Raw genomic sequence first — 24097 nt, forward strand, 5'->3', positions numbered from 1 at the left:
AGGGTAGACATCCCGCCGCGGCCTGCCATCAGACCGCGGTCGGAGATCACACCATCGCGTCGGTGTCCTGGTCCTGAACCTCAACGACGTCACCCGGGCCTGCACCCGGCGGGCGCCGGCGAGCTGATCGGGGGCCGGCCGGGCGTCCGTTCACCGGCCGCCCAGCCAGCCCACCCCCGGTCCCGGTGACCGCGACGTTCTCGGCCATCTCGACCAGCAGAGCCCGATCGGCGGCGACGCCGGACACGGACAGGCTCAGCATCACGCCCTTGCCGAGATCGACCTCCAGGGTGGACTGCTTCCCCAGGAAGCGGGCCGGCTTCCCGGCGACCGTCTCGTTCCAGGCGCCGACGGGCCGGAGGTTCTTGGCGCTCACCGCGATGGTGAGGCCGAGCACCGGCCCGCCGGCCCGCGGCGGCCGCTTGAGGAGATTGAGCTGGGCCGTCCACCGCGGGTAGGTCGAGGCCGTGATGACCGCGCCGGTGACCAGCCAGCCCTCCGGGAGCGAGCGCACCCGGATCGGCGGGTTCAGGGTGTCCCGATCGGGCTTCACCGACCGGGCCGTGCCGAGCAGCACGTCACGCGCGACGTCCACGTCGACGGCGGTCATCTTCAGCACCACGCCGGCCCGGGGCGACCAGCTCACCTGGGACGTCGTGCCGTCGCCGGAGCGCGCGTAGCGGCCCGGGGCGCCGTCGATGTCGACCGGCTCGCCGGCCGCACCGAGCAGCTTCGCGGTGCCCCGCGGGGCCGGCCAGATCTGCAGCTCGACCGATGGCCGGGCCCGCGCCCCGGTGGCGGCGGGCTTCTCCCACCGCTGCACCACCGACCAGCCGTCGGGACCGTCGGGATCGAGACTGTACCGGCGGGACCGCTCGGTGAAGCCGTCCGGCATCCGGCCCGGCCGGTAGAAGACCGGGACGTCCGCCGTGCTGCCGGGCGGCGGCCCGACCGCCGTGTGATCCGGCCCGACCACGAGCGACGGGATCGCGATGGCCGCGGCCACCGCCGCCGCGACCAGCCCGCTGCCGGCGGCCGCGCCGATCCGCCGGCGACGCCGGGCCCGTGCGATCCGCGTGGGCAGGCCGGACAGGATCCGCTCGGCGGGCGCGGCCACCTGGAGGGTGGCGAGCGCTCGCGCCAGATGGGTGCGGACGGTGACGGTTCGGCAGCCGAGCACGTCGGCGATCTGCTCGGTCGACAGATCCTCGTAGAAGCGCAGGGCGATCACCGCGCGCTGCCGGGGCGGCAACGCGGCGATCAGCCGGAGCATCGCGTCCCGGTCGTCGTGCGGCGCGGTCTGATCGAATTCCTCGAACGTCACGTGAGTCAAACGCCATCACCGGTCACCGATGATGACAGGCCCCCTCACTTTTCTGAGCCGGCCCGCGACGACGGCTTCACCGGCAGAGTGCGGCGTCCAGCGCGTTCTCGAGCCGGGTGACCTGTTCCAGGGCGGTGGGCAGGGCGGTGACCGCGATCGTCGCCGACTTCCCGGTGGTGGTCACGGCGTCGACCGTGGTGTAGCCGGGGGAGTTGCCGCCGTGCTGCCACGCGATGCCGCCGCAGGTGAGGGTGAAGGTGGCGATGCCCAGGCCGTACTTCGCGTCGCCGCGGGTGTCGAAGCCGGGGGCGTCGACGGTCGTCTGCATCTGCTCGAGCTGGGCGGGCTTCAGCAGCCGGCCCTTGATCAGCGCGGTCAGGAAGCGGTTGACGTCGCTCGGGCTGGCGATGAGCTGGCCGGCCGCCCAGCCCATCGACGGGTCCATGACCGTGACGTCGGTCCACGGGTCGCCGGGCTTGTTCTTGTGGTAGCCGTGCGGGTGGGCGCCCCGGATCTCCTGGTCGCCGACGCCCGGCCAGTAGGTGTCGCGGAGGCCGAGCGGCGTGATGATCCGGTTGGTGATCTCCTCGCCGATCGGGCGGCCGGTCACCTTCTGCACCAGCAGCCCGGCGAGGATGTAGTTGGTGTTGCTGTAGCTCCACTCGCCGTGCCCGGGGCCCTCGGTGCGGGCCAGCGCCGCGTCCACCATCTCGCGCGGCTCCCAGTAGCGGTGCTGGATGTCGAGCAGGTCGGTGACCAGGTCGTCGTAGTCGGGCAGGCCGCTGGTGTGCTGGAGCAGCTGCCGGACGGTGATGTCGTGGCCGTCCCAGTGGTCGCCCCGGACCAGGCCGGGCAGGTAGTCCTCGATCGGCGCGTCCAGGTCGACCTTGCCCTCGCCGACCAGCTGGAGCACCACGACCGAGGTGAACATCTTGGTGTTGCTGGCGATCCGCACCCGGCCGTCGACCGGGACCTTCGCGCCGGTGCGCAGGTCGCCGACGCCGCTGGTGTAGTCGCGGGTACGCCCGTCGGTCTGCCGCACCGAGGCCAGCGCCCCGGGGAAGCCGTCGGCGCCGACCAGCCCGTCGAGCGCCCGCTGCACCGCGTCGCGCGTCGGGGGTTTGGCGGTGGCGGACTGTCCGGCCGCGAGCGGCGCGCCGGTGAGCGCGACGGCGGTGGCGAGAGTGACGGCGAGTGCCTTCATGGCTTCCTCCTGATGTCTGTTTCGGACACCAGAAGCCTCCCGCCGGACCTACTCCTTGATCGATCCCACAGGCTGGAGACCGGTGGTACAGCCAGCACTACCCCGGCGGATCAAGGGGTGGCCGACCGCGATCAGCAGCCCGAGGGTGATCCAGACGTACGCGTTGCTGCCCGGGAAAGACAGCCAGCCGAACGGTTTGTCCCACCACAGCCACACCAGGCTGCTGCTCATGATGACCAGCGCGCCACCCACCGCGGCCAGCCGCCGAGGCCGGTCGATGTTCCGCTCGAGCAGCAGGAACAGCGCCGGCAGCAGCCAGACCAGGTGATGCACCCAGGAGATCGGGCTGATCAGGACGGCGACCAGCCCGGTCAGCGCGAACCCGGTGCGGTGGCCGGCGTTGCGGGCCGTCCACCACCAGAACGCGAGCACCAGCGCGACCAGCGCCGGCCAGACCGTCTCCGGCGCCTGGAGCCGGGCGACCAGACCGTGCAGCGACTGGTTCGACACGTACTCGGTCCGGCCGACCCGCTGCGTGTCCCAGAGCGCGTGGCCCCAGAAGGTCGCTGATGACGCGGGCGCCACCAGCCAGGTGATCAGCGTGACGCCGAGCGCGGTGGCGGTCGCCGTGGCGGCGGCCCGGTACTGCCGCCGGATGATCAGGTAGCCGATGAACACCGCGGGCGTCAGCTTGATCGCCGCGGCCAGCCCGATGCCCCAGCCGGCCGACCGGCCGTTGTCCAGGTTCCGCTGGTCGGCGCAGACCAGCACGAGCAGCACCAGGTTGATCTGGCCGTAGCTGAACGTGTCCCGGGACGGCTCGAACAGCAGGAAGGCCAGGAAGATCAGCGGCGCCAGGCTCCACGCCGTCCAGCCGCGGTTCCGCAGGACGGGCATGACGTACCAGCGCATCAGCAGGCCGACCATGGCCGTGTTGACGACCAGGCCGGCGGCCACCGCGACCGGCCACGAGGTCCAGGCCAGCGGCGCGAGGACGATCGCGGCGAACGGCGGGTAGGTGAAGCCGTACTCGGTGCCCTGGTAGCGGTACCGGTAGAGGTCGCCGTCGTGCAGCAGCCACGCCTGCACCGCGCCGCGGTAGACGCCGAGGTCGAAGAAGTGCCGGAAGGTCGGGATGGTGGCCAGGAAGACGCCGACGGCCACGGTCGCGCCGATCACCAGCGCGGCTTGGCGACGGTTGGTCATCGGGCCTCCTGCGCGAGTGCGCCGGCGCGGGTCAGGAGCACCGACGAGATCCGTACGGTGATGAAGGCCGCGATGCCGATCAGCCCGCCGATCGTGGCCAGCAGGACCCGGTTCGCGTCGGGGGCGAAGCCGTCCGGCAGGACGGCGACGGCCAGGACCACGCAGACCCCCGCGAAGATCTGCCGCACGCGCTGGTCGACGGCGGCCGCGGCCAGCGGGGCCAGGCCCCACAGCAGGTACCACGGGCGCAGCGCCGGACCGAAGACCACCACCGCGCTGAGGACGAGACCCAGGCCGTAGACCGGGCCCAGCTTCGCGCGGTACGTCCACACCAGCCCGGCCACGATCAGCATGGCCAGCAGGCCCGCCCAGCGCCACACGTCGCGGGCCAGGGTGGCGCTGATCCCGCCGTCCAGCAGGGACGCCGTCACCCGTCCGAGGCCGCTGGTGAGCGACCAGTTGTGCGGCGACATCGGCGTCTGCAGGGCGAGGATCCAGCCGTACCCGGTGCCGGCCGCCGCGGTGATCAGCGCGGTCGCCACGCCGGCCGTGCCCGCGACGGCGGCGGTCGCGCGTACCCGGGGGAACCGGCCGTTGATCTGGTGGGCCCAGATCGCGGCGACCGCGGCCAGCCCCAGCACGGCCGGCGCCTTCACCAGCGCCGCCGCCACGACCAGAACCACCGCCACGACCGGGCGGCGGCGTACCGCGGCGGCCAGACCGGCGGCGAGCAGGCCGACCATCAGCGCGTCGTTGTGCGCGCCGCCGACGAAGTGGATCAGGGTGAGCGGGTTGAGCACGATCAGCCAGGCGGCGGAGGCGGGCCGGACACCGGCGGACCGGGCGAGCGTCCGGGTGGCCACCGCGAGCAGGGCCAGGCCACCCACCGCGATCAGCCGCATCGCGATCACGCCGAGCAGCAGGTGCTCGGCCAGCGGGGGAGCGATCAGCCGGGCCACGATCAGCAGGACCGGGCCGTACGGGCTGGGCGTGTCCAGCCAGATCGCCGGAACCTGGTCGGCGATCGCGCCACCCAGCGCCGACGGTCCGACGTGGTAGACGTCGAGCCCGGCGCCCACCATCTGCCCCTGAGCGAGGTAGCTGTACACGTCCCGGCTGAACAGCGGCGGGGTGAACAGCAGCGGAGCGGACCAGAGAGCGAGCGTGCGCCAGCCGTCCGCAGCCCCGCCACCGCCCTCGTCACGACCGGCGGCAGAGTTGAAATGCCCGGTCTTGCCGTACCACCACCAGCCGAGCACGAGCAGCAGCAGCCCGCTGTAGACGGCCACGAGGCCGATCTGCGCGTTGGTGCCGCCGGCGAAGAACGGGATGCCGACCGGGAGGGCGCCGGCGCCGAGGCCGCCCGCCGCGATCAGGACGGAGCCGCCGAACCCGGTGGCCCGGGACAGGGCGACGTGATCTCTGCGCACCGGTGGATCTTTGCCACCGATCGTGGCGATCGGTGAACGCTTGCATGACGTGCGGGTGCACCTGCTGTCACGATGGGGACTCAGCTACGGGTCCGGCATCGGCTGCGGCACCACCGGTCGCTGATCTGTAAATACGGTTAACGGTTTTGTTCTGCCTGACATTCAATAGCATCGATGTCTATGGGGGAGTTCGCCGGTCGGCTGGCTGAGTTGCGCCGGCTGCGCGGGCTCACCCAGGAGCGGCTGGCCGACGTCTCCGGCCTGAGCGTCCGTTGCATCCGTGAGCTGGAACGCGGCCGGGGGCGAGCGCCCCGGCCGCGTACCGCCGCGCTTCTCGCCGACGCCCTGCTCCTGGCCGGCGCCGACCGGTCCCGCTTCCTCGCGCTCGCCACCCGGAGCCCGGCCGACGCCGAGCCCGCGCCCCCGGGCGAGCTGCCGCCGGCGATCAACGACCTCACCGGCCGCGACGGCGAACTGGCCCGGCTGGCCTCGCTCGCCTCGCCCGGCATCGCGTTCCGCCGCCCCGGCCCCGCCATCGTCGTCCTGCACGGCCTGGCCGGCATCGGCAAGACCAGTCTCGCGGTCAGCGCCGGCCACCGGGTCCGCAGCGGCTTCCCGGACGGCCAGCTCTTCGCCGATCTGCTGGGCGGCACCGCGAAGCCCCTCGACCCGGCCGTCGCGCTCGGCCGCTTCCTGCGCTCGCTCGGCCTCCCCGACGAGCAGGTCCCGCCGACCCGCGCCGCCCGCATCGCGCTCTACCGCACCCTCACCCACGACCGGCGGCTGATCGTGGTGCTCGACGACGCCGCCGACGAATGCCAGGTGCGCCCGCTGCTGCCCGCCGGCGCCGGGTCGTTCGTGCTGGTCACCAGCCGTCGCCCGCTCACCGGCCTGGAGGCGGTCGAGCGGCTGGCGCTGGGCGTGCTGACCCACCCGGCCGGCCGCGCGCTGCTGCGGACCATCATCGGGCCGCGCGCGATCGCCGAGGCGGACGCGACCGCCGAGCTGGCCGGCCTCTGCGGTCACCTGCCCCTGGCCCTGCGCATCGCCGGCAACCGCCTGGCCTGCCGCCCCTCCTGGAGCGTGGCGAGAGCGGTGGGTCAACTTCGTCCGGAGGGTACGCGGCTGAGCACGCTGACCGCCGGCGACCAGGGCGTCCGGGCGGCCCTGGCGGTCCCGTACGGTCAGCTGACCCCGGCCGCGGCCCTGGTCTTCCGCCGCTGCGCCCTGCTCGCCCCGGCCGACTTCGGCGCCGGCCTCGTCGCGGTCACCGCCGACCTGCCCGAGACGTGCACCGCGGCGGCGCTGGAGGAACTGGTCGACTTCGGGTTGCTGGGCACGGCCGGCGAGCGCTACCGCTTCCACCCGCTCGTCCGGCTCTTCGCCCTCGACCAGCTGCGCGGCGAACCCGGCCGGGCGGTGGTCGACGCCCGCGCCCGGATGGTCGGCTGGGTGCTCCAGCACACCGTGGCGCCGGTGACCGGCAGGTCGGGTTATGCCGGTCATGTGCCTGGTCCGGGCCTGGATCCGATGGTCAGCTAGGGCCATCCCCCCGCTTCATCATCGAAAGGCAGTCGGATGAAGAGACGCCTCGCCGCCACCCTCGGCATCGCCACCGCGATCGCCCTCGTCGTGTCCGTCCCCCCGGCCGGCGCGGCGCCGGCCGCCCCCGACCGGACGGCGCAGACGTTCCAGTTCCCCGAGCGGTACCAGAAGCAGATCCCCCTGCAGAAGGCCGCGAGCGCGGTCCGCAACGAGATCGAGCGCGGCGCGTACGCCGGATATGCCGGTGTCGAGCTGGCCGGCGACCACGTCGTGCTCTGGTGGAAGGGCGCCGTGCCGGCCACCATGACCAAGATCGTCGCGGCCGCCCGGTCCTTCGCGCCGGTCACGATCGGCACGGCGGCCCACTCGCTGGCCGAGCTGCGCGCGGCCGGGCGTTCGCTGTCCGCGTCCCACCCCGGCGCGCGGGTCAAGTACGCGGTCGACGGCAGCAAGGTCGTCCTCGGCGTCGCGGCCCCGTTGAAGACCGCCCCGAAGGCCGGCGTCCCGGTCGCCGTCGAGGTCACCGGGGCCAAGGTCGAGACCAGCCGGCGTGACGACTGGGCCCCCTGGATCGGCGGCGCCGACGCGCTCATCGGCAACGCCCGCTGCACCGGCGGCTTCGCCGTCCGCAACGGCGCCAACCAGAAGTTCCTGCTGCTGGCCGGCCACTGCGGCGACAACGGCAACCAGGTCCGCGACGGCGTGGGCGAGGTCATCGGCACCTTCACCGGCGACAACCCGACCCACGACCTCGGCCTGGTGTCCACCGGCTCGGTCGACAACCAGATGTACGTCGGTGGCCTGGACAGCAACGCGATCATCAACGTCGACGGCTGGGACTGGGTGTTCCCCGGCGAGTACCTGTGCCAGTCCGGCGGCTCCTCGGCCCGCGACATCGGCGGCCCGGTCTGCAACCTGCGGGTCGAGAAGTTCAACACCGACCCGGGCGACGCCGTCGAGGCCCGCCAGGTCGACGGCCAGGCGGCGGTCCGAGGCGGCGACAGCGGCGGCCCGGTCTACTCCGGCTCGGCCAGCGGCGGCGCCATCGCCAAGGGCATCAACTGCTACACGTACGTCGGCAACAACACCATCCTGGGCTTCCAGGACTTCGGCACGGCGACCCGCGACTACGGAATCTGGATCGCCGACTGAGAACTCCTCAAGTTCCACAACACCGGTGCCGACGACTTTTCGTCGGTGCCGGTGTTTGTTGTTGAGGGTGGGCGATGCGGGCCCCCGAGTTCTACCGCCCTGCTCGGCCGGGGGTGGACCGAATGTGTCGCACCCGGGCGATAGCGTTCGCGACGCTGGCGAGGCAGGGGAAGGCGAGACGGGGATGAGGCATGCGTAGTTTCGAGTTCATCGAGGGCGGCTCGGCGAAGTTCTGGGAGATCTGGCGGGACGGCTCCGACGTCGGTGTCCGGTTCGGGCGGGTCGGCACGAACGGGCAGACCAAGATCAAGACCTTCGATGACACCGGTGCGGCCGAGGCGCACGAGACCAGGCTGATCGGCGAGAAACTGCGCAAGGGGTACGCCGAGACGAGCGCCTCCGCCGACCCGGCCGTGCCGGCTCCCGCCACCGAGCCTCCCGCCGCTTCCGAGCCCGCCGCGCCGGAGTCCGTTGCGCCGGCCGCCTCTGAGCCCGCGGCCGCAGCGCACGCCGCTTCCGCGCCTGCCATCCCCGCGTCCGCCGTCGCCGCGGCGGCCGCGCCGGCGGTTGACGAGGACACGTTCGTGTTCCCGGCCGCGTGGCATCGCCATCGGATTGCCCGGCGGGGCGGCCATGGGGTGGGCCGGTTCGTGCCCGATCCCAAGGCGCGGGCGACGGTCAGCGAGCTGTCGGGACGGTTCCGCGAGTCGGCACTCGACGTGGAGTCGTCCGCCGCGCGGGTCGCCGCCGTGTCGCTGAACTGGCAGGACCGGGAGCGGGCGGGCGCGTTCGCCGACGACTGGATCGCCCGGCACGGGCTGCGGTTCGCGGCCGAGGCGGCCGTCCGCGCGATGAGCGTGGTGGTCACCGACGCCGCCGTGCCCGTCGTGCGCGAGATGCGGGCCGGCGACACCCGGCACAGCCACTGGATCGACGGCCCGATGCTCGTCGCGTTCCGGGTGCGGCACGCGCTGGCCTCGGCCTCCGACGAGGAGTACGCCGAGGTCGTCGCCGCGCTCACGGCGTACCGCACCGGGCACGTCTATGCCCGCGCGGCCACTTCGGTGCTGGCGCCGACCCAGACCGGGTGGGTCGAGGAGGACATCGCCGCCGCGGTCCACGATCACGACACCTACCTCGCCATGTTCCTGCTGGCCGCCGTCGGCACCAAGGCGCAGCTGGTCGCGCTCCTGCCCGAGGCGCGGTTCTGGCCGGTCGTCGGGACGCTCGCGCTGCCGACCACGCTGGCCGACGCCCTCGGGCCCGACCTGGCGTTCGCGCTGTTCTCCTGGTTCGCCGAGGAGTACGCCGACTCGGACGCCAAGCGGCGCATCCTGACCGTGCTCGCGGCGCTGCCCGGCGACGAGGTGATGCGGGGCCTGATCGAGCGCGCCGACCAGAAGTTCGTGGCGCCGGCCCTGACCGACGCGGCCGCCCGCTTCCCGGCCCGGGCATTGCGGTGGCTGGCCGAGGGGGCCGGCAACCGTATCGTGGCCGACCTGCTCCGAGCGCACGTGCTGGCCCACCCCGATCTTGTCGAGCGGGTCCGGCCCGAGCTCAGCCCGGCCGCCGCCGCCCGCGTCGAGGCCATCACCTCGGCCGGTGCGGTCGCCGAGGCGCCGGCCGGTGCGGTGCCGCGCCTGCTCGCCGACCCGCCGTGGCGCAACCGGCCCAAGGCGGTCAACCCGGCCGTCGTCGCGGGGCTGGAGTGCACCGACCCGCCGGCGATCCACTGGCTCGACGGCGAGTGGGACGAGTGGCTCCGCGAGCCCGACCACTACCACCGCGGCCGCGAGGGCTCCTGGGCCGACATCGCCGGGCGCATGCTCGCCGGCCGGTCCGACTGGTCGGAGCAGCGGTTGTTCATCGCCGAGGCGCCGGACGCCATCGCCCGCCCCACGATCGCGAAGTGGTGGCCCCGGGAGACCTGGGACGCGGCCTCCTGGATGCGGATCGCGGTCGCCCGGTTCGAGCTCGACGCGCTGGCCGCCGCGCTCGCCGTGGCGCGGCGGTCGCCGACCGACGCCAAGGACGTGCTCCTGCCGTACGCCGCGGCCGAGGTCGCCCCGGTGATGGCCGACTGGTGGGCGCGGCTCAAGAGCGTCCGCGGCATCGCGCTGGCGTGGCTGCTGCGCCACCCGGTGACCGCCGCCCGGGCGCTGGTCCCGGCCGCCCTCCAGAAGCCCGGCCTGGCCCGCCGTCAGGCCGAGAACGCGCTGTTCGCCCTGCACGGCAACGGTCACACCGAGGCCGTGCGGACGGCCGCGGCCGGGCACGGCGACGAGGCCGCCGCGGCGATCGAGACGTTGCTGGCCATGGATCCCACGTCGGTGATGCCGGCCAGGCTGCCGCCGGTCCCGGCCTGGGCGGTGCCCGGACTGCTGCCGCCGGTGCTGCTCCGTGACGGCTCCGGCGCGCTGCCGGCCGACGCGGTCACCAGCCTGGTGCAGATGCTGGCCATGTCCCGGCTCGACGACGCCTACGCGGGCGTCGAGGCCGTCGCCGCCGACCTCGATCCGGCGAGCCTGGCCGAGTTCGCCTGGGGTGTCTTCCAGCGCTGGCAGAACTTCGGGGCCACCAGCAAGGAGAACTGGGTGCTCGACGCGCTCGGGCTGGTCGGCGACGACGAGACGGTCCGCCGGCTCACCCCGCTGATCCTGGCCTGGCCCGGCGAGGGCGGCCACGCCAAGGCGGTCACCGGGGTGAGCGTGCTGGCCGCCATCGGCACCGACGTCGCCCTGATGCACCTGCACGGCATTGCCCAGCGGGCCAAGTTCCGCGGCCTCAAGACGGCCGCGGGCGAGAAGATGGACGAGGTCGCCGCCGCGCTGGGCCTGACCGCCGAGCAGCTCGCCGACCGGCTGGTGCCCGACTTCGGGCTGGCCGCGGACGGCAGCATGACGCTCGACTACGGGTCGCGGCGGTTCACGGTCGGGTTCGACGAGCAGCTCCGGCCGTACGTGGCCGATGCCGCCGGCAAACACCTCAAGGCCCTGCCCAAACCGGGGGTCAAGGACGACGCCGAGCTCGCGCCGGCCGCCTACAAGGCGTTCGCGGCCCTGAAGAAGGACGTGCGCACGATCGCCGCCGATCAGCTGCGCCGGCTCGAACGCGCGATGGTCACCGGGCGGCGGTGGAGCGGCGGCGACTTCCGGCGGCTCTTCGTCGAGCATCCGCTGGTCTGGCACATCGTCCGCCGCCTGGTGTGGGGACGCTACGACGGCTCGGGCGCGCTGATCGGCGCGGTGCGGGTGGCCGAGGACCGCAGCTTCTCCACGGTGGACGACGACCAGACCGAGCTGGCCGACGACGCGATCGTGGGCGTGGTCCACCCGCTGGAACTGGGCGACGCGCTGGCCGGCTGGGCCGAGGTGTTCGCCGACTACGAGATCCTCCAGCCGTTCCCGCAGCTCGGCCGCTCGACGTTCGCGCTGACGCCGGCGGAGGCCAACGCCGGGCGGCTGTCCCGCTTCGAGGGCGCCACGGTGCCGACCGGCAAGGTGATCGGGCTGGAACGCCGCGGCTGGAAACGCGAGGAACCCCAGGACGGCGGGCACCAGGGCTACATCGAGCTGGCCATGACCTCGGACCGCGCGGTGGTCGTCTCGCTCGACCCGGGCATCGCGATCGGCGCGATCGACATCTTCCCCGAGCAGAAACTCGACGAGATCTTCCTCTCCGACGGCAGCGACCGCTGGTACCGGCGGGGCGGCCGGCTCCCGCTGGAGACCCTCGACCGCATCGCGGTCTCCGAGGTCATCCGCGACCTGACCGAGGTGACCACGTGACCCCCGCGGCGAACCCGGTCCCGCCGCAATCCGGCCCGCCGCAATCCGGCCCGCCACCCGGCTCGCCGCCGGCCGGCCCGTCGCCGGCCGGTGCGGTGCCGCCGCTGCTGGCCGACCCGCCGTGGCGCGACCGCCGGGCCACGGCGGTGGTGATCGCCGGCCTGGAGTGCGCCGACCCGGCCATCGCCGAGTGGGGCGACGGCGAGCGCGAGGAGTGGCTGGCCGACCCGGTCGACGACCCGGTGCACCGCTCATGGGACATGCTGGCCAACCGCGTCTCCGGCGACGTGGCCGGCTGGGACGAGCAGACGACGCTGTTCGTCCACGGCCCGGACGATGTGGTCCGGCCGATGCTGGCCGGCTGGCGTCCGGAGCCCGACGAGAACGGGTCCGCCGTGCTGCGACGGGTCGGCGCCCGGTTCGAGCAGGACGCGCTGCCGCCCCTGCTCTACGCGGCCCGGCGCCGGCCCGCCGACCTCGGTTTCCTGGTGCTCCCGTTCTCGTCGCCCGGCCTGGCCCAGGCGATGGCCGAGGGGCTGAGCCGGAAGAGCTTCCGCGGGGTCGCTCGGGCGTGGCTCGGGCGGCACCCCGCCGCGGCCGCGCGGGCACTGGTCCCGAACGCGCTGCGGAAGCCCGGCACCCCGCGCCGCCACGCCGAACGGGCGCTGCTCGAGCTGCACGACGACGGCCACGGCGACGCGGTGCGCGCGGCCGCGGCCGGTTACGGGGCCGGGGCCGCGGCGGCGATCGAGACGTTGCTCGCGACCGACCGCGCGGCGCTGTTGCCGGCCCGGATGCCCGCCGTCCCGGAGTGGGCCTCGCCCGCGGCGCTGCCGCCGGTCCGGCTGCGGGGCGGCGGCGCCCTGCCCGGCGAGGCGGTCGGGCACCTGATCCAGATGGTCGCCTGCTCCCGCCTCGACGACCCGTACGCAGGCCTGGAGATCGTGGCCGCCGACCTCGACCGGGCGAGCCTGGCCGAGTTCGCCTGGCAGCTGTTCCTGCGCTGGGACGGCCACGGCGCCGCGGCCAGGGAGAACTGGGCGCTGGACGCGCTCGGTCTGCTCGGCGACGACGAGACGGTGCGCCGGCTCACGCCGATGATCCTGTGGTGGCCGGGCCGGAACAACCACGCCAAGGCGGTCACCGGCGTCTCGGTGCTGGCCGCCATCGGGTCCGACGTCGCCCTGACCTACCTCTACCGGATCTCCCGGAAGGCCCCGTTCCACGGGCTCAAGCAGGCCGCTGTGGCCAAGATGGAGGAGGTGGCGGCCGGTCTGGGGCTGACCGCCGAGAACCTGGCCGACCGGCTGGTGCCCGACCTCGGCCTGAGCCCGGACGGGACGATGACGCTCGACTACGGGCCCCGGCGGTTCACCGTGGGGTTCGACGAGCAGCTCCGGCCGTACGTCATGGATGCCGGCGGCAAACATCTCAAGGCCCTGCCCAAACCGGGGGTCAAGGACGACCCCGAGCTCGCGCCGGCGGCCCACCGCACCTTCGTGACGCTGAAGAAGGAGGTGCGGACGGTCGCCACCGAGCAGCTGCGGCGGCTGGAACGCGCCATGGTGAAACGCCGCCGGTGGCCCGCCGCCGAGTTCCGCCGCGTCCTGGTCGACCACCCGCTGCTCCGGCACATCACCCGCCGCCTGGTCTGGGGCGTCTACGACACCTCGGGCACGCTGGTCACCGCGTTCCGGGTGGCCGAGGACCGCAGCCTGGCCACGGTGGAGGACGACGAGACCACGATCGCCGACGACGCGATCGTCGGCGTCGCCCACCCGCTGGAGATCGGCGACCGCCTGCCCGACTGGTCCGAGGTGCTGGCCGACTACGAGATCCTGCAGCCGTTCCCGCAGCTCGGCCGCAAGACCTTCACGCCCACGGCCGAGGAGGTCGCGGCCGGCCGGCTCCTCCGCTTCGAGGGCGCCCCGTTCTGGCTCGGCGAGGTGCAGAACCTGGAGTACCGCGGCTGGCGGCGGGACCGCGACGCGATCGTTTTCGACCTGGCCGGGCGGCGCGCGGTGGTCGTGTCGATGGGCGCCACCACCTTCGGGGAGATCCACCTGGCCGACCCCGTGCAGGGGCGCCGCCCGGTCACCACGCTCGACCCGGTCACCCTCTCCGACGTCATCCGCCACCTCACGGAGGTCAGCAAATGAGCAAGATCGAGGTCACCGCGCCGGCCGGGGAGGTGCAGCGGCCGCCGGCCGAGGTGCGCTACGCCGACGAGCTGGCCCGGCTGCGGGCCGCCGACACCGCCGCCCGGCCGCCCGGTTGGGCGCTCAGCGTGCAGGCCGCCCGCCGGTTCGTGGTCGGTGACGACCGGCTGGGCGTGAGCCGCAAGTTCGTCGGCGACCCGTCGCTGATCGACCGGGCGCTGATCTCGCTGGCCACCAGCCGCGGGCTGATGCTGGTCGGCGACCCGGGCACGGCCAAGTCGCTGCTGTCCGAGCTGCTGGCCGCGGCGGTCAGCGGCGACTCCACGCTGACCATCCAGGGTGGCGCGGCGACCACCGAGGACCAGATCCGGTACTCCTGGAACTACGCGCTGCTGGTCGCCGACGGCCCGTCCACCCGGTCGCTGGTGCCGGCGCCGCTGCTGCGCGGGATGGCCGAGGGGCGCACGGTGCGGTTCGAGGAGATCACCCGGTGCCCGCTGGAGGTGCAGGACTGCCTGCTCTCCCCGCTGTCCGACCGGGTGCTGGCGATTCCCGAGCTGACCGGGCCGGACGCGATGGTCTTCGCCCGTGAGGGCTTCAACATCATCGCCACGGCGAACACCCGCGACCGCGGCGTCAACGACATGAGCTCGGCGCTGAAGCGGCGGTTCAACTTCGAGACGGTGTTCCCGATCGCCGACTTCGACACCGAGCTGTCGCTGGTGGCCAACGAGGCGACCAGGCTGCTGCGGCGGTCCGGGGTCACCGCCGAGCCGCGCCGGGACGTCCTCGAGGTGCTGGTCACCACGTTCCGCGAGCTGCGGACCGGTGAGACCACGCGGGGCGACTCGATGGAGCGGTTGTCGTCGGTGATGAGTACGGCCGAAGCGGTGTCCGTCGCGCATGCGGTCGGCCTGCGCGGCTGGTTTCTGCGCGGCGAACCGGGCAGCGCCGAGGACGTGGTCGCCTGCATCGCCGGCACGGCCGCCAAGGACAACCCGGACGACCTGGCCAAGCTCCGCCGCTACCTGTCCCAGCAGGTCGACTGGCGGACCGGCGAGCAGTGGCAGGCGCTGCGCCGGGCGCGACACCTGCTCCCGGGCTGAGCCGTGCCGGTCACCTTCATCGGGGTCCGCCACCACAGCCCCGCGTGCGCGCGCCTGGTCGCCGAGACGCTCGACGAGTTGCGGCCCGCATACGTGCTGATCGAGGGCCCCGCCGACCTCAACGACCGGATCGGCGAGCTGCTGCTCGGCCACGAGCTGCCGGTCGCGGTGTTCACCAGCTACCGCGACGACGAACGGCGGCACGGCTCGTGGGCGCCGTTCTGCGACTACTCGCCGGAATGGGTGGCGCTGACCCACGGCTCGCGGGCCGGCGCGGACGTGAAGTTCATCGATCTGCCCGCCTGGCATCCGGCCTTCGCCGGGCGCAGCAACCGCTACGCCGACGCCGAGCTGCGCTACGCCGACGTGATGGAGCGCCTGTGCCGCAGCTTCGACGTGGACAACGTGGACGTCCTGTGGGACCACCTCGTCGAGATCGCGCCGCGCGACGGGCTGGCCGAGCGGCTCGCGACCTACTTCGACCTGGTCCGGGGCGAGTCGGCGGCGGGCGAGTCGGACACCGCGCGTGAGGCCTACATGGCGTCCTGGGTGCGCGCGGCGGCCGCCGAGGCCGGTGAGCGGCACGTCGTCGTGGTGACCGGCGGCTTCCACCGGCCGGCGCTGGTCACCCTCTCCGCCGCCGGCGACCCCGCGTGGCCTTCGGTGCCGCGGCTGCCCGCCGGGGCACTGGGCGGAAGCTACCTGGTGCCGTACTCGTTCCGGCGGCTCGATGCCTTCGACGGCTACCAGTCCGGGATGCCGTCGCCCGGGTATTACCAGGAGCTCTGGGAATCGGGCGCGGCCGGGGCGGCCATGCATCTCGTCGAGGCGGTGGCCGGGCGGCTGCGGGAGCGGAAACAGCCGGTCTCCACGGCCGACCTGATCGCCGCCCGGGCCACCGCGGACGGGCTCGCCATGGTCCGCGGGCATCAGCACCCGGCCCGGGCCGACGTGCTCGACGGGCTCGCGTCGGCGCTGGTCAACGAGGCGTTGGACGTACCCCTGCCGTGGTCCTCCCGGGGCGCCCTGAGAGCCGGCAGCCACCCGGTCGTGGTCGAGATGGTCGCCGCGCTCAGCGGGAGCCGCGTCGGCCGCCTGCACCCCGGCACGCCCGCGCCGCCCCTGGTCCACGACCTCGACGCCGAGCTCGCCCGGGCCGGCCTGGACGGCGACGCCGATCTCGACCTCGACCTGACCCGGGCCGAGCAGCGGGCCCGCAGCGTCATCCTGCACCGGGTCCGGGTGCTCAAGGTGCCCGGCTTCACCCGGACCGCCGGCCCGTCCGTGGGCCTCGACCCGGAGCTCCGCGAACGCTGGGCGCTGCGTCCCGACCCGGGCCGCATCACCGCGGTGATCGAGGCCGGCGCGCATGGCGCCACCCTGGCCGACGCCGCCGCCGCGGCTCTGGCCGAACGCGCCGCGATGGCCGGTCGTGACGTCGCCGCCCTGGCCACGGTCCTGTTCGACGCCGCCCTGGCCGGCCTGACCGACGTCTCCGACCAGGCCCTGGCCGACATCGACGCGGGCGTGAACGGCGCGCCCGAGCTCGGTCCGCTGGGCGGGATGCTGGCCGTGATCCTGACCATGTGGCGGCACGACGGGGTGTTCGGCACGACGCGCAGCGCGGTGCTCGGTCGCGTGGTGACGGCGGCCGTGCGCCGCGTGCTGTGGCTGGCCGAGGGCGTGCGGGGCAGCTCGGCGCCGGCTGATCTGGGCCGGATCGTGGCGCTGGCCGCCTGCCGGGACGCCCTTCGCCACGCCGGGCGGGAGCTGTCCCTGGACGTCCCGGGGGCGCTGGAGACCGCGGCCCGGGTCTCGGCCGACGCGGACGCGCCGCCCGACCTGCGCGGGGCGACCTTCGGCTTGCAGTGGGCGCTCGCCGACCTGGCCCTCGCCGACCTGCCCGGAAGCGACCTCGATCCGCTCCGGAGCGTGCGTGGCGCCTTCGTGGCCGCGACCGTGGGGGACTGGCTGGCCGGCCTCTTCGCGCTGGCCCGCGAGGAGGTGCTCGAACGGGAGGAGGTCATCGGGCTGCTCGACGAGTTGCTGACCGGCCTGGGGGTGGAGGACTTCCTGGTGGCGTTGCCGGCGTTGCGGCAGGCGTTCGAGTTCTTCCCGCCGCGCGAACGGGAGGCGATCGCGGAGCGGTTGCTCGCCCGGCGCGGGCTGGGCGGGAGCGCGCGGAGCCTGCTCCGGACCGTGGCCGACCCGGCCGTGGTGGCGGCGGGCATGCGGCTCGACGAGCGCGTCGACGAGCTGTTACGCGAGGCCGGGCTGATTCGCGAGGCCGGGCCGGTCAGCGACGCCGGCCTGATTCGTGGGGCCGGAGCAGTCAACGACGCCGGGCTGATCAGTGAGACGGGGGCTCAGCCATGACCGACGCGGATCTGGAGCGGTGGCGGCTCGTGCTGGGGGCGCCGGCCTCGGCCATGGGCGGGCTCGGGGCCGAAGGGGCGGCCCGGGACGCGGCGTTGAGCTGGCTCTACGGGCGCGACGGCGAGCACGACCGGCGCGACGTGCGGCAGGGCGGTTCCGGCGGAAATCGAGGCGACGCCGGCGGGAAGGAAGGTGGGGACGGGCCGTCGGTGCTGACCACGGTGGACTGGCTCAACGACATCAACCGGCTCTTCCCGAAGGAGACCATCGAGCGGCTCCAGCGGGACGCGGTCGAGCTCTACCAGATCAACGACATCGTCACCGATCCGGCTGTGCTGGAGACCATCGAACCCAACCCGTCCCTGCTGCGGGCCGTGCTCCAGACCAAGCACCTGATGAACCCGGAGGTGCTGCGGCTGGCCCGGCGCATCGTCGAGGCGGTCGTGCGCGACCTGCTGGCCAAGATGGCCACCGAGGTGCGGGCGGCGTTCACCGGGGCGCGGGCGCGGCGGCCGAGCCGGTGGAAGCAGGCGCGCGACTTCGACATCACCCGGACGCTGCGGGCCAACCTCGGGCACTACCGGCCGGATGAGCGGCGGCTCTACATCGAGACGCCGCACTTCTTCTCGCGGACCCGCCGGCACGTCGAGCAGTGGCAGGTGATCCTGCTCGTCGACCAGTCCGGGTCGATGGTCGACTCGGTGATCCACTCGGCCGTCACGGCGGCCTGCCTGTGGGGGCTGCCGGGCGTCCGTACCCATCTGGTGGCCTTCGACACCGAGGTCGTCGACCTGACCAGCGAGGTCGACGACCCGGTCGAGCTCCTGATGAAGGTGCAGCTCGGCGGGGGTACGGACATCGCGCGAGCGGTCCGCTACGGCGCGAGCCTGATCGAGCGGCCGCGGCGCACGATCGTGGCGCTGATCAGCGACTTCTACGAGGGCGGGTCGGCGTCGTCGCTGGTCCGGACGGTGCGGGAGATGGTCGAGCAGGGCACGAAGGTGCTCGGGCTGGCGGCGCTCGACGAGCAGGCCGGCCCGGTGTACGACCGGGACATGGCCCAGCGGCTGGTCAACGTCGGGGCGTCGGTGGGTGCGATGACGCCGGGCGAGCTGGCGGCGTTCGTGGCCGAGCAGGTGACCCGGTGAGGCCCGACCTGCTGGCGCTGACCGAGGCGACGCTGGCCGAGCTGACCAACCGCGGGCTGGTCAAGCGGGCCGTGCGCGAGCTGGAACGGGCCGCGCCGACGCTGACCGAGGACGACGACGGGACGGTTTGCGCCGTCTTCCCGGACGGCGTGACCACGTCGCTGCCGACCGGCGGACTGGACGGTGGCGCGTGCGGCTGCGGCGCGGTGACCACCTGCCGCCACGTGGTCGGCCTCGTCCTGGCGTATCACCGGGATCCGGCGCATGCGGCCCCCGATGGCCCGACTGCAAGTGCTGCAAGCGCGGCGGAACCGACGGCGGAAGGCGCGGGGGCCGGACTTCCCGCGACCTCGGGCTGGTCGCCGGGGGAGTTCACCGACGACGAGCTGGTGGCGCGGCTCGGGGAGCGGATGATGGCGGCGGCCCGGCGGCTCGAGGCGACCGGGTTCGTGGCCCGGGTCCATCGCGGGCGTCCGGCCGATCCGGTGCCCAGCGTGGAGCTGCCCACGGCGACGGTGCGGTTCCTCGTACCCAAGGACCTGGGTTTCGCCCGCACCGATGCCGTCGCCGGGGTGCGCGACGACGTGATCGCGCTGGCCGTGTGGGCCTTCCGGGCCGCCGACGCGACGGCCCCGGGGCAGGCCGACGCGCAGGTGCAGGTGGGTGGTGGCGCGACACCGGCCGGTGGGCCCGCGCTGGACGCGGCGGTCGCGCTGGCCGGGGTGGTGCTGCGGGAGGGCGCGGTCCATCTGGGTGCGGGGCCGGTCGCCGAGATCGCCCGGGTACGCCGTGAGCTCGACGCCGCGCGGATGCGCTGGCCCCTGCTCGCCGTGGACGACCTGGTCGGGCAGCTGGAGGCCTACCGCGAACGCAGCGCCCGCTACCGGCCGGAGGCGCTCGCCGACCATCTGGCCGAACTGGTCGCGCGGCACCGGGCGGTGACCGGCGGCGGCTCGGGGCTGCGGTCGCGGGTGCTCGGCACGGACGAGGCGGCCGAGACCCCGCTGCGCCGGGCGCGGCTGGACGGGCTGGGCGCCCGGGTCACGGCGGCCGGGGACGAGCGGTTCGTCGACCTGTTCCTGGCCCACGCCGACAGTGCGACCGTGCTGGTGCTGCGGCGGGCGTACGAGTCGGCGGAGACCGGCCCCGAACTCGCCGCGCGCCGCGTCGCCGGGGTGACCGTCGGGATGCTCGCGTCGGGGGCGGTGGTGACCGAGTCGGCGGCGCGCAGCGCGAGCCGGGCGGTGCGGCTGGGCGCGCGCCGGCTGAGCCGGACCGAGGCGATGGCGTCCCGCGGCGCCTGGCAACACCTGCCGCCGGCGCTGATCGCCGGCGACCTGACCGCCCTCGCGGCCGAACTCGACGCGTTGCCGCCCCGGCCGGTCCGGGCGCGGGTGCGGGCCGAGCTGGTGCGGGTAATCCCGGTGGCGTCGGTGCGGTCGGTCGGCTACGCCGCGGGCGCGCAGCGGCTCGACGCGGTGATCGAGGACGCGGCCGGCGCGACCGCGGTGATCTCGGCGACCCACGAGTCGTGCGTGCCGGGCCGGCTGGACAGCATGGCCGCGGCGCTGGGCGGCGACGTGCGGTTCGTGTCCGGCACGGTGCGGCGCGGCGGGGGCGGCGTGCTGATCGACCCGCTCGGCTTCGCGCTGGCCGACGGCGTCGTGGTGCCCGACCTGGCGCCGGCCGACCGTGGCTCCGACCCGCAGGACCGGGCCGGCGCCACGGATGATCCGCTCGGGCAGGTGCTCGACGAGGCGGTGGCCCTGCTCGCCGAGGTGGCCCACCGAGGGCTGCGGCACGCACCGTCCACGATGGCCGACCGGCTGCGGTCCGTGTCCGGGCGGCTGACCACGCTGGGTCTGCGCCGCTCGGGCGAGGCCGTCGAGGGGCTGGCGGCGCGACTCGGTCCCGATCCGGGCGACCCGGCCATCTCCGCCTGGGTCGACGCCTACCTCCGCACAGGCCTGGCCGCCGAGCTGCGTTGACGCAGCTCGGCGGCGGCGGTCAGCCGGCCGGGCCGATGAGTTTCCAGGGCTCGTGGTCGGCGTCGGCGCCCGTACCCGGGATGTTGGCCTGGGTCCACCACTTGGCCCGCCAGACCTTGCCGTTGTACTTGACCGTGGTCTGCTCGACGGTCTGGGTCGAGGGGTCGTAGACCTTGGCCGAGTCCCAGTTCGGGGCGTTGCATCCGCCGGCCGGCGGGGTCGCGGCGCCCAGGCCCTTGAGGTTGTCGGTGACCGGCGCGTAGGCCGTGCCGCCGATCGACAGGCTGGTGTTGACCGGGCCGGTCACCGGGAGGAAGTAGATGATCGGCAGGTCGAGCGCCCGGCCGGACGGGATGATCTGGCAGTAGTCGAGTGTGGTGCTGACCCGGTGGTAGGTCGGGCCGGCGGTCAGCCGCCACTGGCCGCCCTGCTCGCCGGTCTGCCAGTTGGCATCCTTGACCAGCGGGGACGTGGAGGCGGGCAGGTCGAACGACAGGACCGTGTCCTTGCCGCCGCCCAGCGTGCGGCCGGTGTTGTTGGTGACCCGGACGGTCGGCTGCAACGGCCACAGGTCGGCCGTCTGGGTGGGGTAGTCGACCAGGTCCACGCTGATGTTCGCGGTCACCGTGGGCGCCGTGCCCGCGCTGCCGGTGCGCAGGCTCATGTCGAAGGCGCCGCTGTTGCCCAGCTTCTCGTTCAGCCGGGTGGTCAGCGTGTAGCCCATGCCGCACGGATGCGCGGCGTCCACCGTCGACGGGCAGGCGTAGTCGCCGCCCAGCTCCCACATCATCACGCCGCCGGCGCCGGTCGAGCGGACCAGGTCGGTGACCGCGTCGATGCCCTGCTCGTCCTCGGTGGACAGGAACACCTTCTTGGCGCCGTTCCACAGCCAGGACGTCTTCGTGGTGTTGTCCCAGAACCGCGTGTACCGGCCGCTCAGCCGGTCGGCCGCGTCGCCGTCCGGATCCAGGCCGACCGCCCGGGCGTACCGCGGAAGGATGTTGCTCTCGAGGTTCTTGGCGTGCCACAACGGGTTGGTGCCGGAGCCCAGCTCGCCGCCGTTCGACGTGTCGTCGTGCCAGATGTTGTCGATGCCGATCGCGCCGTCGCCGCACGGGCGCCGGATCCCCGTACCCGGCTCGCACCCGGTCTTGACCGAGCTGCCCCACATGCCGTTGGTGCCGCCGGTGACGCTCTTCCAGCCGCGCGTGTAGTACGGCACGCCGACGTTGACCCGGCCGGCCTGCAACGCGCCGCGCATGTACTTGAGGGCCCAGCTCGTGTTGAAGTAGCCGATCCCGCCGTACTCGGGCGTCGAGTACTGGTCGGCCAGCTCCGGGTCACGGCCGTCGTCGAACACCGCGGCGTTCGGGCCGACCACGTCGTTCCAGGTGCCGTGGTAGTCGTACGCCATCAGGTTGGTGAAGTCCTGGTGGTCGAGCGCGGTCTGGTTGGCCATGCCGCGCACCAGGTAGCCGGACGCCGACGAGGCCGACGTGAGCTGGTAGTACCGGTTGTCCGCGGCCGAGGCCCGGTTCAGTGAGTCACGCAGCGTCTTCATCAGCGCGGTGTAGCCGGTGGGCAGCCCGCGCCGCCGGGGGTTGGCGGCCGGCCAGTCGGACGGGTTGCCGGTGTCGTCGAGCACGGTCGGATATTCGAAGTCGATGTCCACCCCGTCGAAACCATAGGTACGCAGGAAGTCCACCACCGAGCCGGCGAACGTGTCGATCCCGCCCTGGTTGACCGTGCCGTCGGTGTTGGTGGTCATCGCGTAGAAGCCGCCCGACCCGGCCCAGCCGCCGACCGAGATCAGCGTCTTCACCCGCGGGTGCAGGCGCTTGTACTTGGTCAGCAGATTGAAGTGCCCGCGGTACGCCAGGGAGGTGTCCATCTCGGCGCCGGTCTGACCCGGCCACTCCATGCCGATCGCCGGGTTGTTGGCGCCGCCCGCCCCGACCGAGATGCGGTTGCCGTCGACCGTGGCGAACGCGTAGTTGAGGTGCGTGACCTTCGACCACGGGATGTTCTTGACCAGATAGTGCGGCGTGCCGTCGGCCCCCGTACGCCCGCCGTTGAAATACGCCACGACCCGGCGGCTGCGGCCCTGGCCGAGCCACTCCCGGCCGTCACTCTGATAGATCTTGCAGTACGGCACCGACACCCCCGGCGTGGTGGCCAGGCCGTCGGGCCGGCAGTCACCGGAGGCGCCCGGCCGTGTGCCGCCGTCGTCACCGCCCGGGTGCTGCTCCATCGGATCGCCGACGCCACCGTTGTCGTCCACCGGGTCGGGCCCGGTGGTGTTCCGCTCGACGATCTCGTCGATCAGGCCGCCGCCCGGGAAGTCCATCATCACCACGCCGGTCCGCGCCATCGACGGCTCACCGCCGAAGTTGTCCGCCCGCCCCGGGTAGAACTCCGGGCAGCGCCCGTCGGTGTCGTGCAGGCACTGGATCAGGAACTCGTTGACCCCGTTCGCGGTCGGCGAGCCACCGGCCACGGTGAACGGGTGCGCGCCCGACCCGGAGCCGCTGGTGTAGTTGACGTACATCGAATCCGGCTCGTAGACGTGCTCCCGCTCGCCCGGCCGGTGCAGGTCCCAGACGCCGTTGGTCTTCCGCAGGTGGGTGCGGACCTTCTCCCACTTGTCGTCGATGTCGTCGATCTGATCGACCTGGTAGTCGTCCTGCACCCACTCGCCGTTGGAGCCGCCGCCCGGGTAGGGCTGCCTCAGCCCGTACCCCGAATAGATCCCGCCCTGCACCCCGCGGTAGCCCATCAGCACGATCTTCCCGCGCGTCTCACCCAGCGCCGGGATGTCGGCCTGGCCGGCGCCGGTCACCGACGGCCCCCAGAACAGGCTGCTCCAGTTCGTGGCCGGCCGCGACTCGTCACCCTCGCCCGTGTACGCCTTGCCCTCCAGGTACGACCGCAGCGTCTTGAGCCGCCACTCGTCGTTCCCGTAGCCCCCCGCGTCGTCGCACGACCCGGTCTCGCCGGTGCACTCGGCCTTGAGGTGCAGCAGAATCGTCTCGCGAGGATGCGCCGCCAGGAAGTCCCGGGCCCGGGTCAGCACATCGGCGAAGTTCGCCCACTGGTAGTAGGTGCCGTGGTGAACCGTGAAGCTGACCCCCGCGTCCCCCTTGTCGACCCGCACCCGGATGTCGATGGCCCGCACACCCGCGTCGAACTGCGTGCTGAGCGTCGCCGCGCTGTAGCCGTGGTTCTCCTGCGTCTTGGTGACGCTGGTGGTCAGCGGGTCGCAGGTGTCGCCGCCGTCACCCGAATATCCGCACAGCGCCAGGCTGTCATGCGTGCCCGGCACCGAGAGCCGGGCCAGGTTCGTGTCACCCGGCACCCGGCTCATCCAGTCGACGTTGGCCGGCGAGGCGCTCTCGATGCTGTTGTAGTACTCGTTGGCCTGGGCCGCGCCGCCGGTCACGACGAGCGTGCCGCCGGTGATCAGCAGGGTGGTCGCGGCGGCCATCAGAAGCCGGGCTCCTGGCAAGGGGTTCCCCCTGTGCTCGACGCATGTCACATATGGACAATCATCGATCTTAGAGGGTCTTTTCCCACAAAGGTCAAAATCGCGATGTCGTAGCCGGGTGGGTGGTGCCGACCGTCGCTCCCGCCGAGGGCCCGTCCGGGCGGCCGCACGCTCCGCTTCCGCGGCC

13 protein-coding genes are annotated in these 24097 nt (G+C 73.6%); 8 read left to right on the forward strand and 5 right to left on the reverse strand.

Going from position 1 to position 24097, the window contains the following annotated elements:
- Positions 1–46 precede the first annotated feature (46 nt).
- From AB0O15_RS24985 to mptB, 4 genes are all read right to left on the reverse strand, one after another.
- Complete coding sequence (locus AB0O15_RS24985; RefSeq protein ID WP_364322755.1) at positions 47–1324, reverse strand: sigma-70 family RNA polymerase sigma factor; 1278 nt, start codon at positions 1322–1324, stop codon at positions 47–49.
- A 76-nt stretch (positions 1325–1400) separates the two neighbouring features.
- Positions 1401–2528, reverse strand: coding sequence for a serine hydrolase domain-containing protein (locus AB0O15_RS24990; protein ID WP_364322759.1), 1128 nt, complete (start codon positions 2526–2528; stop codon positions 1401–1403).
- Between the two features lie 48 nt (positions 2529–2576).
- Positions 2577–3734: a glycosyltransferase 87 family protein gene (locus tag AB0O15_RS24995; protein WP_364322763.1), complete on the reverse strand. Its 1158-nt coding sequence runs from the start codon at positions 3732–3734 to the stop codon at positions 2577–2579.
- Entirely contained in the window at positions 3731–5164 is a 1434-nt protein-coding gene (mptB, locus tag AB0O15_RS25000; protein ID WP_364322766.1) for a polyprenol phosphomannose-dependent alpha 1,6 mannosyltransferase MptB, read from the reverse strand. The genes AB0O15_RS24995 and mptB overlap by 4 nt, the downstream gene beginning before the upstream one ends.
- A gap of 174 nt (positions 5165–5338) precedes the next feature.
- Here mptB and AB0O15_RS25005 point away from each other — a divergent pair, with 174 nt between their 5' ends.
- The 8 genes from AB0O15_RS25005 to AB0O15_RS25040 all read left to right on the forward strand — a co-directional run bounded on the left by AB0O15_RS25005 (position 5339) and on the right by AB0O15_RS25040 (position 20426).
- Positions 5339–6706 (forward strand): helix-turn-helix domain-containing protein, encoded by a 1368-nt coding sequence (locus AB0O15_RS25005; RefSeq protein WP_364322769.1) that lies wholly within the window; start codon positions 5339–5341, stop codon positions 6704–6706.
- 36 nt (positions 6707–6742) lie between these two features.
- Positions 6743–7861 (forward strand): peptidase, encoded by a 1119-nt coding sequence (locus AB0O15_RS25010; protein WP_364322771.1) that lies wholly within the window; start codon positions 6743–6745, stop codon positions 7859–7861.
- Between the two features lie 191 nt (positions 7862–8052).
- The gene (locus AB0O15_RS25015; protein ID WP_364322773.1) at positions 8053–11649 is read left to right on the forward strand and encodes a DUF4132 domain-containing protein; all 3597 of its coding nucleotides are present in this window, start codon (positions 8053–8055) and stop codon (positions 11647–11649) included.
- Positions 11646–13808, forward strand: coding sequence for a DUF4132 domain-containing protein (locus tag AB0O15_RS25020; RefSeq protein ID WP_364322777.1), 2163 nt, complete (start codon positions 11646–11648; stop codon positions 13806–13808). The genes AB0O15_RS25015 and AB0O15_RS25020 overlap by 4 nt, the downstream gene beginning before the upstream one ends.
- Positions 13805–14914: an AAA family ATPase gene (locus AB0O15_RS25025; protein WP_364322781.1), complete on the forward strand. Its 1110-nt coding sequence runs from the start codon at positions 13805–13807 to the stop codon at positions 14912–14914. Before AB0O15_RS25020 ends, AB0O15_RS25025 begins: the two co-directional genes overlap by 4 nt.
- A 3-nt stretch (positions 14915–14917) precedes the next feature.
- Positions 14918–17290: a DUF5682 family protein gene (locus AB0O15_RS25030; RefSeq protein WP_364322786.1), complete on the forward strand. Its 2373-nt coding sequence runs from the start codon at positions 14918–14920 to the stop codon at positions 17288–17290.
- A complete protein-coding gene (locus AB0O15_RS25035; protein ID WP_364322791.1) occupies positions 17287–18438 on the forward strand; it encodes a VWA domain-containing protein in 1152 nt (383 codons plus the stop codon). The genes AB0O15_RS25030 and AB0O15_RS25035 overlap by 4 nt, the downstream gene beginning before the upstream one ends.
- Positions 18435–20426: a hypothetical protein gene (locus AB0O15_RS25040; RefSeq protein ID WP_364322794.1), complete on the forward strand. Its 1992-nt coding sequence runs from the start codon at positions 18435–18437 to the stop codon at positions 20424–20426. The genes AB0O15_RS25035 and AB0O15_RS25040 overlap by 4 nt, the downstream gene beginning before the upstream one ends.
- A gap of 19 nt (positions 20427–20445) precedes the next feature.
- On the opposite strand, the gene AB0O15_RS25045 is transcribed toward AB0O15_RS25040, so the two are convergent.
- Positions 20446–23910, reverse strand: a complete 3465-nt coding sequence (locus tag AB0O15_RS25045; RefSeq protein WP_364322797.1) for a phosphatidylinositol-specific phospholipase C domain-containing protein — start codon at positions 23908–23910, stop codon at positions 20446–20448.
- Between the last annotated feature and the right edge of the window lie 187 nt (positions 23911–24097).

Origin of the sequence: Actinoplanes sp. NPDC089786, from assembly GCF_040684855.1 — a bacterium.
In the GTDB taxonomy this organism is placed as follows: Bacteria; Actinomycetota; Actinomycetes; order Mycobacteriales; family Micromonosporaceae; genus Actinoplanes.

What these genes read in the sequence shown, in the direction of transcription:
- AB0O15_RS25015 (WP_364322773.1), top strand. Translation starts at nt 8,053, where the DNA reads ATGCGTAGTTTCGAGTTCATCGAGGGCGGCTCGGCGAAGTTCTGGGAG.
- AB0O15_RS24995 (WP_364322763.1), bottom strand. Translation starts at nt 3,734, where the DNA reads ATGACCAACCGTCGCCAAGCCGCGCTGGTGATCGGCGCGACCGTGGCC.
- AB0O15_RS25025 (WP_364322781.1), top strand. Translation starts at nt 13,805, where the DNA reads ATGAGCAAGATCGAGGTCACCGCGCCGGCCGGGGAGGTGCAGCGGCCG.
- AB0O15_RS25005 (WP_364322769.1), top strand. Translation starts at nt 5,339, where the DNA reads ATGTCTATGGGGGAGTTCGCCGGTCGGCTGGCTGAGTTGCGCCGGCTG.
- AB0O15_RS25035 (WP_364322791.1), top strand. Translation starts at nt 17,287, where the DNA reads ATGACCGACGCGGATCTGGAGCGGTGGCGGCTCGTGCTGGGGGCGCCG.
- AB0O15_RS24990 (WP_364322759.1), bottom strand. Translation starts at nt 2,528, where the DNA reads ATGAAGGCACTCGCCGTCACTCTCGCCACCGCCGTCGCGCTCACCGGC.
- AB0O15_RS25045 (WP_364322797.1), bottom strand. Translation starts at nt 23,910, where the DNA reads ATGGCCGCCGCGACCACCCTGCTGATCACCGGCGGCACGCTCGTCGTG.
- AB0O15_RS25010 (WP_364322771.1), top strand. Translation starts at nt 6,743, where the DNA reads ATGAAGAGACGCCTCGCCGCCACCCTCGGCATCGCCACCGCGATCGCC.